Origin of the sequence: Thermogymnomonas acidicola, from assembly GCF_014646795.1 — an archaeon.
Taxonomy (GTDB): domain Archaea; phylum Thermoplasmatota; class Thermoplasmata; order Thermoplasmatales; family Thermoplasmataceae; genus Thermogymnomonas; species Thermogymnomonas acidicola.
In genome coordinates this window covers 75,419-92,701 of record NZ_BMNY01000003.1, presented here as the reverse complement: position 1 = coordinate 92,701, position 17,283 = coordinate 75,419, and the positions used below count along the sequence as shown (strand labels likewise).

The following is a 17,283-nucleotide window of genomic DNA, read 5'->3' as shown; positions in this document are numbered from 1 at the left end:
ACGCATCACACTATGAGCACAGCCGCAGCTACTGTGGTCGTCCACTCGCCATTGCGGAGCACCACGGCATTAGAAGCAATGTGGCTCGTCTTGAGTATCTTGTCCTCCAGGGAGTACTCCTCCTTCTCCTCATCCCACACCAGCTTGTCCTTCATGCCCATGGTGCTGGCCAGCATTTCAGCAGCTAGCTTCTCCGCGTACCTGCCAGCCATGTTCTCCGTCTCACCGAAGCTGTGGTGCTCGCTGAGGTATCCCCACCTGCTCCTGTCCCTGGGTATGGCGAGCCCTATGGCCGAGGAGACCATCCTGTTCAGTTCGTCGGATGAGTTCCTGGCCAGGACGGTGAATATTATCTGCCCAGGGCTGAGCATCTTCAGGCCCTCCTCCCGAGGCACAACCTCGGCATAAGGAGGGAAGATTGAGCTTATGCTCACCAGGTTGAACTGTGCTATTCCCGCATCCCTCAGGGCCTCCTCGAAGGATTGCAGCTGGCTGCTGCTCCTTCCCACGCCCCTTGTGAAGAAGACCTTTTTCGGGACAAAGTCATTCATCTGCACCTGAATGTGCTTATAGGTTAAGTTTTTCGTGATGGAGGTCTCCCTTTTGCGGTGAGTGGCGGGGGCTAGGATCCGAGCATGCCTGCACACGGCGTGACAGTAAAACTGCTGTCAATGATTTCAGGACACAGGAGACCAGTTAAGGCCAGTGGGCGCCCTGGACGGGGATGGCAGGATGGGCCCTGATCAAGGGATGGGGGCCTGCAGGCACACCGTTGGACCCGCGTGGACTGGAAACGCGCCGGCCGGCCTTTTGCTCTGATGGTAACACAATAAATTTTTATAATTTAGCCGTATGCAAATCCTGTTGAGGTACGAGATAGTCGATCACACCGCTGACGTGGCCGTGAGGGTCTTCGGGAACACGTACGAGGAGCTGCTTGCCAACTCAGTGTATGCGGCAGCCGACCTCTTCTACGACACGGCAAACCTTTATCCCGTATCCAGCACCATAGTGGACGTGGAGGGACACAGCGTTGAGGACGTGTTCGTTGAGGCCCTATCAAGGGTGATATACCTCTTCGAGACCACTTCGGTCCTCTACTTCGGTTGCGACGTGCTCTACCTCAAGGAGGGCTGGAGCGCATCCCTTGAGCTTTCTGGATCCCCGCTGCCCGAGGGGGCAGAGGTCAGGTATGCACTTAAGGCCCCCACGTACCATATGATCGAGATATCGCCAGAGAAGGGATACGCCTTCCTGGTTTTTGACGTGTAGCCTGCAGGCGGAGTTTCTGCTGGATGTCCCTTCACACCGACAGGATAGCATGTAAAGTCCCGGTTCCTGCAGCTGTGAGAACGCATCTGAAAACACGAAATTAAAGGTGGAGTTACCTGCTGCCTGAAATGAATGGGAATGAAAGAAATTGGAGTGTGGCCCACTCACTCAGGCTTGGTTGAGGATATCACAGGAACGGGGTCCTCAAGGTTCATGCCTATCTCGTCGTCCCTGAGCTTCCTGCCTATGCTCCTCTCGTAGAAGGCTATGATCTGCTTCTTCTCCTCCAGCGTGTAGTCCCTGAAGTACTTGTCCTGCTTTATCTTCCTCCCTGTCCTCTCCTCGTACACCTTCGCAGGTATCGAGTACTTCCTCTGGGTGGCATCCCTGTAGAGCTCGGGTATCACGTTGAAGGCGCAGAAAGGCACCACACGGCCGTCAGGCATGGCGTAGTGGATGTCGCACCTCTCCACACGGTCCACATCGTATGTGTACGGGTCCATGAAGTGCATGAAGCCTATGAACATCGTCTTGTAGTGGAACGCCTTGAGGCCATGGTAGTCGCCCTCCGTGAACGCGTTGTAGACCATGTCCTTGAGCTTGAAGTCCCTGGGCGCCTTCTCGTAGTCAACGAACTTCTTCAGCTTCATCAGCAGCTTAGTCGTTGTCATGGCCTTGCTGAGTGTCTTGAAGTTGGAGCCCTTTATCTCGTCTGCTAGCTCACCTATGTACTCGAACATTCCCTTGACGTCTATGAACCTGGTCACCGGTATGATCCTGTCACCGTCCTTGAAGATGTAGGTGCCCATGCCGCACGCGAAGTGGATGGAGAGCTTGTATGTCTCCTGGCCCTTCAGCTGCTCCACGAAGTTCGAGACCTTCGTTGTGGACGGAACGGTGAAGAAGTCCTCCCTGCCTATCAGCCCGTCCGTCTGCTGCTCGATCTTCTTTATGCAGCCAGGTATGGTCACCCTCTGCTTCTCCCTCATCCTGTCAGGCATCCTGCCGACCAGGCTTACCGGCTGGAAGTTAACCGCCCTCACTACGTCTATGTTGGAGAGGCCGAAGCGTATTATGTCCCCCAGGTACATGTCGTTGATGCCACCAATAACCGTCGGGACGAGGACAACGCCGAGCGGCGCCTTCCTGTAGTTCTCCAGTGCAGCAGGTATCTCCCAGAAGTTCTTCGGGTTCGATCTGGGTGTCGGGCCATCAAAGCTTGTGTATATGACGTTTGATCCTGCTGCCCTTATCCTCTTCGGGAAGTCGGGGTCAAATGCAGCCCTTATGCTGTTCGTGTTCAGCTGTATGTGCTCGTAACCCTCCTCCCTGGCTATCTTGATTATGTCTATTATGTCATCACGTATTGTTGGCTCCCCACCGGTTATCTGGACTGCATTGGCACCCACAGGCTTCTCGTTCCTCATCCTGCGGAGCATCATCCTTATCTGGTCCTGCGTGGGCTCGTATATGGGCTCGTTCTCCTTTGCGTAGAAGAAGCAGTACCAGCAGGAGAGGTCGCACCTGTTGGTCACAACTACGTTTCCAAGGCCGGTGTGTGACTTGTGCTTTATGCACAGCCCGCAGTGCGTCGGGCACACTATCTTCGATTCGAGATAGGCAACGTGCGGGTTAAGTATCCTCACACCGCCGTCCTGCCACTTCTTTGCCTCCTTGTACATCTCATAGTCTTCCCAGTACTTCTCCTTCGTTATGCCGTGCTCCGCGCACTCCTTTATGAGCCTGACCTCACCGGCCTGCTCATATACGATTGCAGGTATCCTCATCTGGTCGAACTTCTCGTCGTCGACGCAGATGGGGCATAGGCTCATCGTGACCCTTATGAGGAGCATATCAGGGGTGATTAGGTGTCCCATGCTGTCCAAGAACTCATCGACAGTCTTGAACGGCGCATTTTTACTGATCTCGAAGTCATCAGCGAATCTGACTTCGGGATGCTTCACTCTCTCTTCAGATACCATCATCTCAGGAATCACCTGTTTCCTTTAACTATGAAAACTAAGAGTATTAAAATATTTTTGTATGCTATTCAGCGAAATATTCTCAGATTGTTTTAGTGCGTTGGTTGACAACCACCACAAACTCACTGGAATAATGATGATCATCCATGGAACCTATTCTAGACGGGATCTTAACAAATGTGGCCTGCACAATATTTATATATTGATTTATAAGGTTGGCACCGCTTTGCTACAACCATAGCATGGGAGTTGTAGCTAATCTCACTAAGAACATGCACAATGTTCCGGTCGGAACCCGTTGACATGTGGCCCCTGTTTATGGCGCTCGTTCAGTCCAGAGGGCGTGCCTCTGAAGCCAACCTCACTTCGGACAACCATTCACTGCGCTACCCTTACCCCAGGGTAATGCCGCACAGCTTTCCCGAACCCCGGGCCATGCTGGCGTGTTAGCATAAAATTAATTTGATCTTAGCTATCAGACTGCTGAGCGGGTGTGGTGTAGCCTGGTAACACGCGAGCTTGCCAAGCTCGTGCCCCGGGTCCAAATCCCGGCACCCGCAATCTGGTTTTCATCCCTGCCCTGTATCTAGACCCTCACGGCCCTTATTGTCTACCCGCACAGTACGGCCTTTTTCCCGTGAGGGCCCGATCGCCCTCCATATTGGCCTTGACCCAGTCACAGTAGACGTGGAAGACCGGGGCTGCGCAGTGGCGCCTTGAACCCAACGCCTGCTGTGGTGTGTGGTTCAATGGCCAGGTGCCAGAGGTCAGGCTACAGGTAAAGGAATCTTTACTTTCCCCTATATTAAGGCAAGTGTAATGACCAGTTATGGAACCCAGGAGGGTCGAGATAAGGATCTTCGGAATGACCTGCGATGAGTGTGTTTTGACGGTGAGGAAGGGCATAGAGGAGGTACCCGGAGTAGTCAGGGCAGATGTATTGCTGAAGGACGGGAAGGCTCAGGTCTACATCGATCCAGATATGGTGAGGCCTGAGGAAATACTGAGGGCCAGGGTGTTCCGGCAGCCGTACAGGTACCGTGCGATTGTGACGGAGAGGTGAGGTGACCCGGGATGGTTAAGGAAGAGAACTTCGACCTACTCATCATCGGGTGGGGGGCGGCCTCCTTCTCAGCAGCGATAAAGGCCTCGGAGCTCAGCGGCGGGCAGATGAGCATAGGCATGGTGGGTTACGGGAAAATAGGAGGGACATGCGTAAATGTGGGCTGCGTCCCCTCAAAGTACCTCCTGGAAGCATCCCATTCAGTGTACTACCCGCAGCACCCCAGGATTGAGGGCATAGTGCCCTCGCAGGTGAACTACGACTTCAGTAGGATCATGGATGGCCTCAGGTCCTACGTCAGGGAAGCGAGGGAAAAGAAATATGTGAATGTCATCGAGGCATACGATAACGTCACAGCAATAGAGGGGAAGGCCAGGTTCCTAGATGGCAGGACTGTTGAGATCTATGACGCCAGTGGCAGTGTCAAGGCCAGGGCATCTGCGCCCAACATACTCATAGCCACCGGCTCACGGCCCTCAGTGCCCAGCATAGATGGTTTGCGCGAGTCCGGATTCCTGACAAGCGATACCGTGTGGGACCTGGACCGCCTACCGGCCTCGTTCCTCGTAATAGGAGGCGGTGCCATAGGCCTCGAGATCGGGCAGGCCCTTGCCCACCTTGGTTCCGAGGTCACTGTGGTTGAGGCCATGGAAAGGCTCCTCCCGCAGACGGAACCCGAGATAGGAGATGCTGTACTGAAGAGGCTGGAAGAGGAGGGCATGAGGTTCTACCTCAAGGCCAGGGTCATGAGTGTGAGTAAGAAGGGAGAGAGGAAGGCTGTGAAGGTGCTGACACACAGGGGCACCGAGGAAATAGAGGTGGATGAGGTACTGGTTGCCACAGGCAGGGTCCCGAACACAGATGCACTCAACCTGGAGGCTGCCGGTGTCAAGACTGACAGGGCTGGATACATTATGACTGGAACGGACATGAGGACGTCCAGAGAGGGTATATACGCTGCGGGTGACTGCGTCTCCAAGAAGATGTACCTCGAGACCCTGGCAGCAAGGGAAGGTGTGGTTGCGGTGAGCAACATGTTCGGCGATGACATGAGGATAGACTACAGTTCCACCCCATGGGCCGTCTTCACCTACCCGCAGGTCGCCGGTGTCGGTGTTACGGAGGAGGAGTACTCGAAAATGGCAGGCGCCTGTTCCTGCAGGGTCCTGCCCCTGTCACAGCTCACGAAGGCGACAATAATGGGAGAGGGTGGTGGAATGATCAAGATCGTCATTGACCCGAACAGCGGCAGGATTGTTGGGGTCCATGCGCTGGCACCGAACGCCACGGACATAATCACGGAGGGAGCCTATGCGGTGAAGTACGGCTACACAACGGACGACATCATCTCCACGGCCCACATATTCCCCTCTATCTCTGAGGGCATAAAACTGGCAGCGCAGGCGTTTGCACGTGATATATCCAGGATGTCATGCTGTGTGGAGTGAGTGCACAGGGACATGCACCCGCCCTCCGTGGGCCACGTTGCCTTCCACGTGGGCACTGATACCGGTATTCCAGGGGTACCGGGCCCCTGGAAAATGCACCGGGAATGGGCAGAAGGGCATCAGGCACCGCGTTCCAACATTGTCTTCCCGGACTTTGCCACAAAGAGGATCCTGTCTGGCTCCAGGTTCGATGCGTCCTTTGTGGGGTCGCCGCTCACCACAACGATGTCTCCCCTCTTGCCCCTGGCCAGGCGGCCCAGGTCTGGCCTGCCTATGCAGTCGGCAGCTGTGGACGTGGCGGCCCTCAGAGCGCCAACTGGCCCGAGATACCTCTGCAGGTACAGGACTTCGCGGTAGTTCATACCGTGTGGTTCCGTCCTTGTGCCCACGTAGTCTGTACCGCAGGCTATCCTGAGGCCCACCCCTGTTGCGATCTCCATCTCCCTGGAGATGTGCCTCTCGATCATCTCGTCCCTGTATGGGACCCTGTCTCTGCGCTCCCTCATGTATGCAGAGAGCGTGGGAGTGTAAAACATGCCCCGTTTCCGTATCTCCTCCGCGAGGTCCTCCGTCAGGCCCAGGCCATGCTCAACACTGTCAAAGCCGGCATCCACCGTGTTCCTGATGGCCTCCTCGCCGTAGGCGTGTGCGGCCGCTTTTAGGTGGGCCCTGTGCGCCTCCTCCGCTATGGCCGACAGCTCCTCCACAGTCAGCTCCGGCTTTATCTGCCCACCACCCACAAAGCTCCTGGAGGCATAGGCCTTGATGGCCTCCGCCCCGTTACGAATGTTGAGCCTGACGGCCTTCCTGCACTCCCACGGGCCATCGCAGTAATAGGAATATGAGAGGGCCTTCGCCACCTCGTAAGGGAGGAACTTGGGGTCGTCGTCCCCACCGGTCTCCGCTATGGAAAAGCCTGCGGAGACTATCCTGGGGCCGTACAGCGATCCGACCTTCTCCGCCCTGCTCAGGCCCAGCGAAACCTTATCACCCAGCGTCCTGACAGTGGTGAACCCAGCGCGTATGAGGTGCCTGGCATCGTTGACGCTGTTCACGACCAGTACCTCCACAGGCTCCAGAACCCAGTCAGCGAGGTCATGCGATGCGGTCCCGAAGAAGTGTATGTGCGTATCTATGAGTCCCGGCAGTACCGTGATGTCCCTGTCAATGGCCTTACCGTTCACCTGGTTCGTGCCCTGCCTGGTCTCATCAACGTACTCGATCTCGCCGCTTGCCTCGTTCACGGATACCTCCGCCCTTTCCAGCACGGTCTCCCCATCGAAGACTCTGCCCCTGAATATCATCGCACTGGTAACGCAAGGCGTGGATAAAAAAACCAGGGTACAGGGGAATCCAGAAAGTGAAAGGCTATACCTTCCCCAGTGCGTGCCTGCACCTTCCGCATTCTCCTCTCTATTCCAAAAATGGAGACGGGCTCGCCGGGATTCGAACCCGGATCGTAGGCTCCGGAGGCCTAAATGATGATCCGTTACACCACGAGCCCCGTCAGAGCTTGTAACCTATATTCCTAAGCAATTCTTTTCTCTTTCTCCTGTGCTCCTCTCCCTCGACGCCAAGGGGCGAGTAGCCGTCAACGACTCCGAGGACTCCGTTGCCGCGCTCAGTCCTTGCCACTATCACGCTCAGTGGGTTCGCAGTGGCCGCGAACACTGATCCCACCTCCTGGCACATCTTGACTGCGTTCAGCACGTTGATTGGATATGCATTCCTCAGCACTACCATGAAGGTGTGGCCCGCCGACACCCGCTTCAGGTTCTCCACTGCAACGTTGATGAGTTCCTGGTCGGTGCCCTCGTACCTGATCAGCCTGTCTCCGGATGCCTCGGAGAAGGCCAGGCCAAACTTTGCTCCTGGAACGGATGATGACACTATCTCGTAGAGGTCTTCCACGGTCTTGATGAAGTGCGAGTACCCCAGTATCACGTTGCAGCCCTGCGGGAAATCTATCCTGACCTCGTCGATCTCCACCATGGTGATTGTCATGGGTTCCACCTTAACCTTTTTTCCCATCACCTGGCAGGCTCTGAGACCCTGCTACCCGGATGACGGTATAAGTTTATCTAGTGGCCTCCAATGCACACATATGACGGACAAGGTTCTCGTCATAATATCCTCCGGCATGGAGGGCAAGGAGAAGGCCATATCGGGCATGAACTTCGCAGCGAACACGAAGAAGGGGGGCCTGTTCAGCGACGTGAAGGTCATATTCTTCGGCCCGAGCGAGAAGGCCATTGCCTCAGGGGACAAGGAGTTCGAGGCCGGGGTCAAGAACCTGAGGGATGCCGGCATAAACGTCCTTGCATGTTCCAGGGTCGCTGAAAACAATGGGATAAAGGACCTGCTCCTGCAGAAGAGTATACCCATGGAGCCCGTGGGCCCTGTCATCGCCAACTACATCAAGCAGGGATACGCTGTCATGACGTTCTAGGATGGCCAAATTGCTGCAATCCTGGACAACGATCTTTTTCTCCCACGTTTTCATCCCGTCATGTGCCTGTGTTCTATGAGCCGGTGTTCAGGCCAAGGGAACTGCCCGAGCACCCTGAGAGGATAGTTAGCCTGAGTCCTGCAATAACGGAGACGGTATTTATGCTGGGGCAGGGCTCGAGGCTTGTCGGCGTATCGGCCTTCTGCCAGAGGCCGGAAGAAGCAAAGAGGGTAAGGAGGGTCGGGAGTTACTCGCATGCCAGGCCAGAGGTCCTCAGGGAGGTGAGGCCTGACCTGATACTCGCGGTTTCAGGCTACCAGGCAAGGTCCATGGAGGAGGTCTCCAGGGAGTTCACCACCTTCACCCTGGAACTGCCCTCTAGCGTTCCCGGAATCCTCGACATGGTGAAGAGGGTCGGTGCCGTCCTGGGCTGCCCTGTGCAGGCCATGGACCTCATGTGCAGGCTTGAGGGCAGCATGCCCGATCCGTACGATGGCGAGCGCATTCCCGCGTACGTGGAGATCGACCTGGGGGGCCCGGTCTCCTTCGGCATAGGCAGCTACATAACTGATGCCCTGCACCTTTGCGGCTTTGAGTCCGTCTACGGCAGGAGGGACAGCGAGTGGCTGAAGCCAGACGATGCGGAGACCGCTGCCATCGACCCGGAGGTCATAATATACGAGCCGAAGATGTTCTCGAACTTCAAGCGAGAGGAGTTCGAGGCCGAGATGAGGAGGAGGGGGCTGGCACAGACCAGGGCCTTCAGGAAGGGGAACGTCTTCATAACTCCCGGGAAGCTGGACTTCCTTGCGCACCACGGGCCCTCGTTCATAACTGATGCGATTCCATGGCTGCTTGGCATCAGGAAGAGGATCGAGGGCCTGGATGGGATCTAGTGTACGCTGCCGTACCAGCTCCATGGTGGCCAGCCATGCCAGTCCGGATGCGCAGAAGGGAGAGATACCATAAGGTTAAATAGTCACTGCACATACATGGTTGAATTATAAAAACCAAACAGAGGAAGAATAGGAATGGAAGGTGTGACCAAGATAAAGGACCTGAGCCCTTCATCCAGAAGGGTCAATGTTTTGGGGAAGGTTTTGAACGTCGGTGAGCCAAAGGTGATCCAGACCAGGTTCGGCGAGGAAAAGTCCGTGACCGAAGTCGTGATCGCAGACGACACGGGGAAGATAACGCTGTCGCTCTGGGGTGACCAGGCAAGTCAGGCTTCCCAGGGACAGACCATATACATCGACAACGGCTACATAACCCTGGTCAAGGGCCACATGAGGCTCAATGTGGGCAAGTACGGCTCCATAAAGGAGGGCCCGGAGGCCGTCGATGAAGTGAACGAGGAACTCGACATGAGCGAGAAGGAGTACGAGCCCCAGTTCAGGAACGGCGGCCACTACAGGAGCGGCCCGAGGAGGTTCGAGGGGAGGAGAAACGGCTCCTTCGACAGAAGGAACTACGACAACGAGGACGAGTGAACTACTCGCCCACTGATTTCTTTTTCTGGCTCCTGAACATTTCCAGGATCTCCATTACGCTGGTTGCGTCTTCAGGCTTCTTATCGTTTCTGATCTTTCCGGTAAAGCGTGGGAACCTCAGCGCCAGGCCGGAGTCCCTAGCGACCGTGCCCATGGCGCAGGTGTGCACCGGGCTGAGCGTGATCTCTGCCCCCCTGACCTCCAGCACCACTGAGGGGTAGATCCAGAAGTCCGGTTCCATGATCGAGTTCACCCTTGCCGGCTTTTCCTTTGTGACCAGCTGCTGGAACATCTTCGGGAGGGAGAAGAGCATCTCGTCGTTGAAGCCAGAGCCCAGCTTGCAGACGGTCACAAACTCGTCCTTCTCCTGGTCGTAAGCGGCCATGAGGAGTGCCCCGTACGTGCCTCCCCTGCGGCCGTGGCCACTAAATGCGCCCACAACCACCAGGTCAAGCGAGTCGCTCATCTCCGCCTCATAGTCCCGTTTCAGCTTGATCCAGAGCCACCCCCTGGCTCCTGCCCTGTAAATTGAGTTTTCGGAGAGGCTCTTCGCCACGAGGCCCTCGCATCCGTACTCTATGCTCTCGTTGAAGAACCTCTCCACCTCCCCCTCGTCTGAGGAAACAAGTGTCCTCGCTATCCTGAGCCTCTCGCTCTCCCTGACCGTTTCCCTGAGGAGCCTCCTCCTCTCCCCATAGGCCTCCCTGTGGAGCTGCCTACCGTTCAGGTATATGATGTCGAAGAAGAAGACCACTATCGGTACCTCCTCGCTCACCCTCTCCAGGTCATGTTTCCTCCCGCGCCTCTGTGAAACCACCTGGAAAGGGTAGATCTCACCCGTCTCAGGGTTAACTGGCACTGCTTCGCCGTCAAGTATGGCGCTCTCCACCTTCACCTCCTCCTTTACGGCCCTGACGATGTCCGGGAACTGGCCGGTGGTCTCCTCCAGGCCCCTGGAGAATATGCGGACCTGCCCACCGAAGACGTGCACCTGCACCCTTATGCCGTCATACTTGAACTCGAATGCGGCCCTCCCGCCCATCTTCTCCATGATCTCATGGACGCTGCTCAGCCTCTCCGCCAGCATTACCTTCACCGGGACACCTGGCTGCGGGCCTATTTTCAGTACATCATCTATCCTACCCTCCCTCAGGAGCCGCGCTATATATGCAAGGTCCGGGTAGAAGTTATAGGCTTCAGATACCCCATCCCTCAGGCCCGGCTCCGCGAAGGAGAGCGTGAGGGCATCAAGTATGGTCGCATCGGAAACGCCGAGCCTCAGCTTCCCGTTTATTATCCTTGTTATGTAAACCGCATCCCTTGGGTCGGAGTTCATTATGAGGTCCTTGTATATCGACATCTTTACCCTGATGCTGCCCTGCCCGCTCGACGTCGCGACCTTCATGAGCGAATCGTACACATATTTGACGGTGAGCTCCTGCCTGAAAAGGGTGCCCTGGGCCCTTGAGGAGACAACCTGGCCTGCGAGCTCGCCAAGGTCACCTGTCTTCCTGTACATCTCCTCTATTTCCTCGCCGTCCAGCGAGGAGACCTCCGACAGTGCACGGAGGATGAGCTGCTCCGCCATGCCCAGCTCAACGCCCCTGTAGTCAGGAAGGAGCTTTCCCTGCACCAGGTATACAAGGTATTCAAGGTCGTCTCCTGCCCGCTTCAAAAGCTCGGAGAGGAGTGAGGTGAGCTCGAGCCTCTTCGTGGTCCTGGACATTTTCTCAAAGACCTCTGTAGCTTCGGAGAAGAGCATCGTTTTCATAAGCCACCGGCAATTAAAAACTTTCAGCAACGCAATCCCATCCAGGGTGGCGTCGGACAATTAGCATACATTTATATTTATCCTGTTGTTGTTACATTGCATGTCCTTCAAGGCGGATGTGACCGCTAAGCTGGATCGTATAATGGAGATGCTTGCAAAGGAGAGGGAGGAGATAGAGGGCCTCAGGGGCCAGATCCAGAGTGCGCTCAGCCAGAAGCAGGAACTCCCGGACTTCAGCCATGAGGTTGAGGAGGTCAGGGAGGAGATGGCCAGGACCCTTGTTGAGGTCAGGGGCATGTTCAGCGAGATAAGCGAGAAGGTCATGAGCATGGCCCAGCCCGCCACGCAGAAGAAGGCCGGCACAAAGAGGAAGAAAGGGACAAATGAGGTGGAAGAGATACAGCACTGATGCAGGTAAAGCAGGTGGATGAATCCTCCATAAGGAGGATGAGGCTGCCTTTCCCGGCACTGGGACATGCCTCTGCAGGTGAGTTGACCTTAAGGCCGGAGGGCGAGAGGTGGGCATCTCTAAGGATCGAGGGCGTTGCCCTTGGCCACCCCTTCACGGTCAAGGAGTTCTACCTGGACTGGTTCTACCCGGGTTTTCCTAAGAACCTCATGTCATCGTTCGTTGACTCTTACAGCAATGTCGTGGCATTTTCAGTCGGAACGATTACTGTGCACACAGGCAGGGACTACAGGGGTGAGCAGGCAGCGTCCCTGCAGGCAGGCTACACCCATGCAGAGATAAGGTACAGGGGTGGCACCGGCGTTCTCCGAGCCATAGTCCAGGGCCTCTACGGTATAGGGAACCCGGTCCCGGAGACTTTTGTGGAGAGGTCCTTTCTGGCCAGGCATGCGGGCACCGGATGGTTCGAGGAGGAGAGGGTATCGAGGATGCTCTGGAGGCCCATAGGGAGGGAGATCGAGCTGGGTGATGGTGCCCTGGTGCTCGATTCCTTCGGCGTGTACAGGGAGGGCCAGGCCTCCCACTGCATAGCAGTTTACAGGCAGGGCAGCGCGGAGGGCTGGATAGACTTCACAGACAGCACTGCCATCAGCCATTCCCTGTATGCCTTCAGGGACGGTAACTTCCTCCGGTTGGGAGTGAGAGATGGTATGGCCCTGCTCTCCGGAGAGATGACCCCCGTGCTGTACAGGTTCGACCACGGCGGCTTCACCTTCACAGTAAGCGTGCCCATGGGGTCTCCCCTCAGTTACAGGTCAATCAGGCAACTGGCGGAGGAGGCTGCGTCACTTGTCCTGGGCTGAGACGTACTGAAGCACCTCCTTGAGGCCCCTTATGAATGCGTCCCTGGTGAGTTTTCCCGTGTTGACGTTCCTCGGGCTGGGGTGGTACAGGCAGAAGAGCCTAACCCCCAGCACACTGTATGACTTGCCGTGCTCAAACCTCATTCCCCTGGTATCGGCACCCCTCCTCTTCGCGTACGACTTGAAAGCGCTGAACGCTATGGAGCCGAGAGCAACTACAGCCTTCAGGTTCCCCATGCTGCAGATCTCGTAGTCAAGGTACCTTGAGCACCTCTCCATCTCCTCCCTCTCTGGCCTGTTGTCCGGAGGGACGCACTTCACTGCCGCGGTTATGTATGCGTCCCTGTACTGTAGGCCGTCATCCCTGCTCTCCGATGTCGGCTTGTTTGTAATGCCGACCTCATGGAGGCACGAGACAAGGAAGTCGGAACTCCTGTCGCCTGTGAATACCCTGCCTGTCCTGTTGCCCCCGGCAGGCGCCGGGGCCAGGCCGAGTATGAGGATACGCCCTGAGATGTCGCCGAAACCGGGCACTGGCCTTGACCAGAACCTCTCCCTGTACCTCTTGTACCTCTGCGCTACCTCTTCCCTGAACTTCACCAGCCTGGGGCAGGCCACGCACTCAATTAGCTCGGAGTTCATCTCGTCAATGCTCTTCCAGCCAGCACTGTCAGTGCACGTATTCCTCAAGCCTCACCACCTCATGCTCAAGGACCAGGCTGTCCACAGTGTGCACGTAAAGGTACCCGCAGTTCCCGAACCTGACAGGGGAGTGGCCATCGCCCAGGAGTATGTCCACGGCAGCCTGCATGAAGCCACCATGGGTAACAGCTAGGGTAACGCCATCGAGGACCGAGACAGATCCTATGAAGGAGCGCGACCTCTCGACGACCTGGGACCACTTCTCAACCCCAGCGTAGGCGTCGATCTCCCTTGAGGTTATCGAGAAGCTCCTGAGGCCCGTGATTCTCAGGATCTCATGCGTTGTCAGGCCCTCAAAGGGCCCCAGGTTCCTCTCAACCAGCCTTGGGTCTTCCCGGACAGTGAGCCCCGCTTCCCTGGCCACTATTGCCGCTGTCTGCTTCGCCCTCTTGAGAGGGCTCGATAATATCCTGGAGATGCCGTACTTCCTCAGTGCAGCTGAGGCCAGCTCCGCTTGCCTGAGGCCCACCTCATTCAGATCGGGATCCTGGACACCCTGCCACCTGTCACTCCTGTTCTGGTCCGTCTGGCCGTGCCTCAGGAGTATCAGCTTCACGGACACTTGAATAAAGGATTCTTAAAAACAGTTACTTCCTGTCCGCAAGGCCCAGCCAGAATGCCTCCTCTAGCTTCAGGATGCCGTCCGCACCGGCCCTGAACTTTGCCCTGGCCACTGGATCGTTCACATGCTGGCCCAGCACGTTCTCCATTGCCTCCTCGTGGTGCTCCTCCAGCTCCCTGTGGAACGTGAAGTACTCTATGTCCATGTTCGCGTACCTGCCTCCCCTCTCCTTCCACTTCCTCAGGCCGGGGAGGAGCTTGTCCCACATCGGAATCGCCATGTTCTCAAGGCCGAACTCCGCTCCCAGCGCCTCAAAGTGGTCGCCAGAGAAGTAGTTCCTCATGCCGTCCAGCCATGCCTGGGTGGTGGGCAGCTTGCGCTGGCCAACCAGCTCCCTGGGCTCGAGGCCTATGCTCCTCAGGAACTTCCTGTACAGGAGCTCATGCCTCTTCCACGGGTCTGTGTCACCGAGTTCGGAGACGAGTATCGTTGTGAGGGACGCAGCATCGTTCTCATCAGGCGTGTTCACAAGGAGGGTGGATAATATTGCCGGCCACTCCCTCGTGAAATGGTAGAACTCAACAGCGAACCTCAGGAACTCGCTCTCCGATACCCTTCCCTCTGCGAACCTGTTGATGAAGTCGTTATCGGTTGCAGCGTGCTTCTTGACAAACGAGTACATCTCGCCGTAGAAACCGGAGACCTGTTTTTCCATAACCTGAGATCCCAATGACGGTATATTAATATTTGTTATGTTAAAAAGATAATATTGTATACATAATATCTCCCATTGGCCTCGGGTGCACCACCGGTATGTGGACATATGGCACAGACACCAGGAACGCAGAGACTATGAAAACCGTGAGGAAAGTGAACACCGTTGCGAGCAGGCCTATGACGAATCCGCCCACAAGGCCAGTACGGAATATCTCCGCGTAGACCCAGCTCAGCACAACTATCAGGACAATCAGGGCTATGGGCAGGACTATGACGAAGAATGGCACCACAGCGGAAGCGAGGCCTAACGCTCCCAGGAGGAAGAGTAGGACGGCAGGCGCCACAATGGCTGCCACCACAGACCTGCCAAATGTGGCCCTTTCCCCAGCCACTATCCTTGCTGCCGCGTATATGCAGAGAGATTCGAGCACGAGGTCAACTACTAGGATGAGTAGTGTCCCCAAGGCCGCACTGATGTATAGAGCCATCAGTGCCAGATCTGGAGACCAATATAGAACCGTTTTGGAACAAAGTGCCAGGTCAGGAGGCCAGGCCCTCCTCCTCTTCCTTCTTCTGCCTGGCCTTCTTCTTCAGGACGTAGCGGGTCACGTAGCCCGCTATGAGGTTCTCGGTCCTCTTGCTGACCCCCGTTATCACTCCCTTAAGCATCTCTCTGTTCTTATAGAAGTCCTCGGTGAAGTAACCGGGGTTCTTCTCCACCAGATCCTCAGCGATCCTCTTTATGTTTGATGGCCTGATGCTTCCCATACACATCCTCCGTTTGCCAGGTGATCCTTGGACTGGCCCCTGGGAATGCCCTCCCTGAGGCCTCTGCAGCGGGAAGGCTGCCGGGGCCATGCGCCTGTGATCCCCTTCACTCTTTACCCTTGATCCATAGGGGTATTGAGTTTGTGCATAAAACAACTTCCCTGCCAGTGCCCCACATGATGGATGGGACCTATTCCGGCGGCGGAGGTACAACAAGCACAGGTATCCTGCTCACCTTTATCAGCTCAGAGCTCACAGAGCCCAGTAGGACCCTGCTCAGGCCCGTGAGCTTCCTTGTACCTGTTATTATCAGGTCCGCGCCCCTCTCAAGCGCATTCCTGTAAAGTGCCCTTGCGACCTGGTCACCAGCCGCATCGATCTTCACAAGTGTGAGGTTTATGCCGCTGTCCTTCACGAGTTCCCGGGCTGAATCCAGGATCGTCTCTGCGTTCTGCTCCTGCCTCTCGTAGACCGTTGCCGGGACGTACGCATCGAAGGTCGGTGCCGCCCCGACGATCTGGGGCATCACGTAGGCCACGATGTACTCCTCGACCACAGGCCTGAACTTAAGTGAAAAAAGCAGTGCCTGCCTAGAGGCGCTGGAGTTGTCGAACGCTATCAGTATCTTCATCCGTCTTTCCCATGCTTGAGGTAAAATTTATATTTTTCTTTGTAAGTTTCAGCCCCTTATCCAGGAGTGCTTCTTGTGGGGTTGCTCCCCCATGAACTCCTCCAGCAGCTCCCTCTGCCTCTGGGTCAGGTGTTTGGGCACGGTTAGCCTCACGGTTACATAGAGGTCCCCAGAGCCCCTTGAGTTCAGGTGTGGCATGCCGAGGCCCTTCAGCCTAATGTTCTCGTTGGGCTGCGTCCCCGGAGGGATCTTCACCTGCACCTTCTGGCCGAAGACGTCGACCTCCTTCTCCGCGCCGAGGGCCGCCTCTGGGAACGATACCTCCAGGTCCACGTAAAGGTCGTCCCCAACGCGCTTCACAGAGCCATCCTCCGATACCCTGAGGACTATGTAGAGGTCGCCCGTCCTCCCCTGGTATGACTGGCCCTTTGACCTTACCCTGAGCCTCAGCCCATCGGGCGCACCCCTCGGTATGGAGACCTCCAGCGTCTCGGTCTGGGGCACTGCCCCGGAGCCACCGCACCTGGTGCAGACCTTCTCGGGCACCTGGCCCCTACCGCCGCAGTCCCTGCACACGGTAACTGAGACCATCCTGAAGAAGCCCTGCCCCTGCACTATCCTCTCCTGGCCCGTACCGTTGCACCTGCTGCAGGTCACGAGACGCCCTGTGGCGGAGCCCGTGCCGTGGCAGGCTTCACAGGTGGCGTTCCTCCTGTACCTGACCTCCTTCTTCGAACCGGTGTATACGTCCCTGAGGGTAACCGGCACCTCTATGGCCATGTCCAAGTTTGGGCCTGTGTTCCTGAAGCCCCCGAAGAATGTGCTGGAGCCGAATGAGCCGAATATGTTCTCGAATATGTCACGGAGGTCGGAGAAGTCATCGAAGTGCGTGAAGTCCTGCCAGGTGAAGTCCTGCCTGCCGCCACCGAAGTCCACTGTGCCTGTCTGGTCGTACATGCGCCTCTTGTTGTCATCGGAGAGCACCTCGTAGGCCTCGCTGATCTCCTTGAACTTTTCCTCCGCCTCCTTCCGGTTGTCCGGGTTGGCGTCAGGGTGGTACTTCTTGGCAAGCTGCCTGAACGCCCTCTGGATCTCTTCCTTCGTTGCGTTCCTGTCTACACCCAGTATCTTGTAGTAGTCCTTTGCCATCTGCTAT

The 17,283-nt window shown here is 56.5% G+C and carries 20 protein-coding genes and 2 tRNA genes; 9 read left to right on the top strand and 13 right to left on the bottom strand.

All coding sequences use genetic code 11. The features are described from left to right. Positions 1 to 5 precede the first annotated feature (5 nt). Complete coding sequence (locus IEW66_RS07900; RefSeq protein ID WP_188681694.1) at positions 6 to 551, bottom strand: pyruvoyl-dependent arginine decarboxylase; 546 nt, start codon at positions 549 to 551, stop codon at positions 6 to 8. Positions 552 to 864: 313 nt separating this feature from the next. Between IEW66_RS07900 and IEW66_RS07895 the strand changes: the two genes are divergently transcribed. Next, positions 865 to 1,272 (top strand): archease, encoded by a 408-nt coding sequence (locus IEW66_RS07895; RefSeq protein WP_188681693.1) that lies wholly within the window; start codon positions 865 to 867, stop codon positions 1,270 to 1,272. 164 nt (positions 1,273 to 1,436) lie between these two features. Here the strand turns inward: IEW66_RS07895 and tes are convergent, their stop codons facing one another. Continuing rightward, positions 1,437 to 3,149: a tetraether lipid synthase Tes gene (gene tes / locus IEW66_RS07890; RefSeq protein WP_188681806.1), complete on the bottom strand. Its 1,713-nt coding sequence runs from the start codon at positions 3,147 to 3,149 to the stop codon at positions 1,437 to 1,439. A 592-nt stretch (positions 3,150 to 3,741) separates the two neighbouring features. On the opposite strand from tes, the gene IEW66_RS07885 reads away from it, so the two are divergent. From IEW66_RS07885 to merA, 3 genes are all read left to right on the top strand, one after another. Further along, a tRNA-Gly gene (locus tag IEW66_RS07885) sits at positions 3,742 to 3,814 on the top strand. 269 nt (positions 3,815 to 4,083) lie between these two features. Then, the gene (locus IEW66_RS07880; protein ID WP_075057611.1) at positions 4,084 to 4,317 is read left to right on the top strand and encodes a heavy-metal-associated domain-containing protein; all 234 of its coding nucleotides are present in this window, start codon (positions 4,084 to 4,086) and stop codon (positions 4,315 to 4,317) included. Positions 4,318 to 4,328: 11 nt separating this feature from the next. After that, the gene (gene merA / locus IEW66_RS07875; protein WP_188681692.1) at positions 4,329 to 5,765 is read left to right on the top strand and encodes a mercury(II) reductase; all 1,437 of its coding nucleotides are present in this window, start codon (positions 4,329 to 4,331) and stop codon (positions 5,763 to 5,765) included. A 119-nt stretch (positions 5,766 to 5,884) separates the two neighbouring features. Here merA and IEW66_RS07870 read toward each other — a convergent pair whose 3' ends face one another. From IEW66_RS07870 to IEW66_RS07860, 3 genes are all read right to left on the bottom strand, one after another. Beyond that, positions 5,885 to 7,069, bottom strand: coding sequence for a metal-dependent hydrolase family protein (locus tag IEW66_RS07870; RefSeq protein ID WP_188681691.1), 1,185 nt, complete (start codon positions 7,067 to 7,069; stop codon positions 5,885 to 5,887). Positions 7,070 to 7,196: 127 nt separating this feature from the next. Next, a tRNA-Arg gene (locus IEW66_RS07865) sits at positions 7,197 to 7,269 on the bottom strand. 2 nt (positions 7,270 to 7,271) lie between these two features. Then, entirely contained in the window at positions 7,272 to 7,757 is a 486-nt protein-coding gene (locus IEW66_RS07860) for an adenosine-specific kinase (protein WP_188681805.1), read from the bottom strand. A gap of 112 nt (positions 7,758 to 7,869) precedes the next feature. On the opposite strand from IEW66_RS07860, the gene IEW66_RS07855 reads away from it, so the two are divergent. The 3 genes from IEW66_RS07855 to IEW66_RS07845 all read left to right on the top strand — a co-directional run bounded on the left by IEW66_RS07855 (position 7,870) and on the right by IEW66_RS07845 (position 9,704). Then, complete coding sequence (locus IEW66_RS07855) at positions 7,870 to 8,214, top strand: DsrE family protein (protein WP_188681690.1); 345 nt, start codon at positions 7,870 to 7,872, stop codon at positions 8,212 to 8,214. A 62-nt stretch (positions 8,215 to 8,276) separates the two neighbouring features. Then, positions 8,277 to 9,110 (top strand): helical backbone metal receptor, encoded by an 834-nt coding sequence (locus tag IEW66_RS07850; RefSeq protein ID WP_229657573.1) that lies wholly within the window; start codon positions 8,277 to 8,279, stop codon positions 9,108 to 9,110. A 135-nt stretch (positions 9,111 to 9,245) separates the two neighbouring features. Continuing rightward, positions 9,246 to 9,704 carry a single stranded DNA-binding domain-containing protein gene (locus IEW66_RS07845; protein ID WP_188681689.1) on the top strand — a complete coding sequence of 153 codons (459 nt, stop codon included), beginning with the start codon at positions 9,246 to 9,248 and terminating at the stop codon, positions 9,702 to 9,704. Position 9,705: 1 nt separating this feature from the next. Here IEW66_RS07845 and IEW66_RS07840 read toward each other — a convergent pair whose 3' ends face one another. After that, a complete protein-coding gene (locus IEW66_RS07840; RefSeq protein ID WP_188681688.1) occupies positions 9,706 to 11,466 on the bottom strand; it encodes an ATP-dependent DNA ligase in 1,761 nt (586 codons plus the stop codon). A gap of 109 nt (positions 11,467 to 11,575) precedes the next feature. Here IEW66_RS07840 and IEW66_RS07835 point away from each other — a divergent pair, with 109 nt between their 5' ends. Both IEW66_RS07835 and IEW66_RS07830 read left to right on the top strand, forming a co-directional pair. Beyond that, positions 11,576 to 11,884, top strand: a complete 309-nt coding sequence (locus IEW66_RS07835) for a hypothetical protein (RefSeq protein ID WP_188681687.1) — start codon at positions 11,576 to 11,578, stop codon at positions 11,882 to 11,884. Further along, positions 11,884 to 12,747, top strand: a complete 864-nt coding sequence (locus tag IEW66_RS07830; RefSeq protein WP_188681686.1) for a hypothetical protein — start codon at positions 11,884 to 11,886, stop codon at positions 12,745 to 12,747. The genes IEW66_RS07835 and IEW66_RS07830 overlap by 1 nt, the downstream gene beginning before the upstream one ends. Here the strand turns inward: IEW66_RS07830 and IEW66_RS07825 are convergent. The 7 genes from IEW66_RS07825 to dnaJ form a co-directional block, all read right to left on the bottom strand. Beyond that, entirely contained in the window at positions 12,730 to 13,437 is a 708-nt protein-coding gene (locus IEW66_RS07825) for a uracil-DNA glycosylase (RefSeq protein ID WP_229657572.1), read from the bottom strand. The genes IEW66_RS07830 and IEW66_RS07825 overlap by 18 nt on opposite strands. Continuing rightward, positions 13,418 to 14,005: a histidine phosphatase family protein gene (locus IEW66_RS07820; protein ID WP_188681685.1), complete on the bottom strand. Its 588-nt coding sequence runs from the start codon at positions 14,003 to 14,005 to the stop codon at positions 13,418 to 13,420. Before IEW66_RS07820 ends, IEW66_RS07825 begins: the two co-directional genes overlap by 20 nt. Positions 14,006 to 14,036: 31 nt before the next feature. Next, positions 14,037 to 14,726 carry a TenA family transcriptional regulator gene (locus IEW66_RS07815; protein ID WP_188681684.1) on the bottom strand — a complete coding sequence of 230 codons (690 nt, stop codon included), beginning with the start codon at positions 14,724 to 14,726 and terminating at the stop codon, positions 14,037 to 14,039. Between the two features lie 40 nt (positions 14,727 to 14,766). Continuing rightward, positions 14,767 to 15,216 carry a hypothetical protein gene (locus IEW66_RS07810; RefSeq protein WP_188681683.1) on the bottom strand — a complete coding sequence of 150 codons (450 nt, stop codon included), beginning with the start codon at positions 15,214 to 15,216 and terminating at the stop codon, positions 14,767 to 14,769. A gap of 52 nt (positions 15,217 to 15,268) precedes the next feature. After that, complete coding sequence (locus IEW66_RS07805; RefSeq protein ID WP_188681682.1) at positions 15,269 to 15,496, bottom strand: 30S ribosomal protein S17e; 228 nt, start codon at positions 15,494 to 15,496, stop codon at positions 15,269 to 15,271. A gap of 190 nt (positions 15,497 to 15,686) precedes the next feature. Further along, positions 15,687 to 16,127: a universal stress protein gene (locus tag IEW66_RS07800; RefSeq protein WP_188681681.1), complete on the bottom strand. Its 441-nt coding sequence runs from the start codon at positions 16,125 to 16,127 to the stop codon at positions 15,687 to 15,689. Positions 16,128 to 16,175: 48 nt separating this feature from the next. Then, entirely contained in the window at positions 16,176 to 17,276 is a 1,101-nt protein-coding gene (gene dnaJ / locus IEW66_RS07795) for a molecular chaperone DnaJ (protein WP_188681680.1), read from the bottom strand. Between the last annotated feature and the right edge of the window lie 7 nt (positions 17,277 to 17,283).

Bases quoted from the DNA above. Each gene is read 5' to 3' on its own strand.
- IEW66_RS07855 (WP_188681690.1), top strand. From the start codon at position 7,870: ATGACGGACAAGGTTCTCGTCATAATATCCTCCGGCATGGAGGGCAAG.
- IEW66_RS07860 (WP_188681805.1), bottom strand. From the start codon at position 7,757: ATGGTGGAGATCGACGAGGTCAGGATAGATTTCCCGCAGGGCTGCAAC.
- dnaJ (WP_188681680.1), bottom strand. From the start codon at position 17,276: ATGGCAAAGGACTACTACAAGATACTGGGTGTAGACAGGAACGCAACG.
- IEW66_RS07900 (WP_188681694.1), bottom strand. From the start codon at position 551: ATGAATGACTTTGTCCCGAAAAAGGTCTTCTTCACAAGGGGCGTGGGA.
- IEW66_RS07835 (WP_188681687.1), top strand. From the start codon at position 11,576: ATGTCCTTCAAGGCGGATGTGACCGCTAAGCTGGATCGTATAATGGAG.
- IEW66_RS07815 (WP_188681684.1), bottom strand. From the start codon at position 14,726: ATGGAAAAACAGGTCTCCGGTTTCTACGGCGAGATGTACTCGTTTGTC.
- IEW66_RS07870 (WP_188681691.1), bottom strand. From the start codon at position 7,069: ATGATATTCAGGGGCAGAGTCTTCGATGGGGAGACCGTGCTGGAAAGG.
- IEW66_RS07830 (WP_188681686.1), top strand. From the start codon at position 11,884: ATGCAGGTAAAGCAGGTGGATGAATCCTCCATAAGGAGGATGAGGCTG.
- IEW66_RS07840 (WP_188681688.1), bottom strand. From the start codon at position 11,466: ATGCTCTTCTCCGAAGCTACAGAGGTCTTTGAGAAAATGTCCAGGACC.
- IEW66_RS07880 (WP_075057611.1), top strand. From the start codon at position 4,084: ATGGAACCCAGGAGGGTCGAGATAAGGATCTTCGGAATGACCTGCGAT.
- IEW66_RS07845 (WP_188681689.1), top strand. From the start codon at position 9,246: ATGGAAGGTGTGACCAAGATAAAGGACCTGAGCCCTTCATCCAGAAGG.
- tes (WP_188681806.1), bottom strand. From the start codon at position 3,149: ATGGGACACCTAATCACCCCTGATATGCTCCTCATAAGGGTCACGATG.
- IEW66_RS07810 (WP_188681683.1), bottom strand. From the start codon at position 15,216: ATGGCTCTATACATCAGTGCGGCCTTGGGGACACTACTCATCCTAGTA.
- merA (WP_188681692.1), top strand. From the start codon at position 4,329: ATGGTTAAGGAAGAGAACTTCGACCTACTCATCATCGGGTGGGGGGCG.
- IEW66_RS07805 (WP_188681682.1), bottom strand. From the start codon at position 15,496: ATGGGAAGCATCAGGCCATCAAACATAAAGAGGATCGCTGAGGATCTG.
- IEW66_RS07800 (WP_188681681.1), bottom strand. From the start codon at position 16,127: ATGAAGATACTGATAGCGTTCGACAACTCCAGCGCCTCTAGGCAGGCA.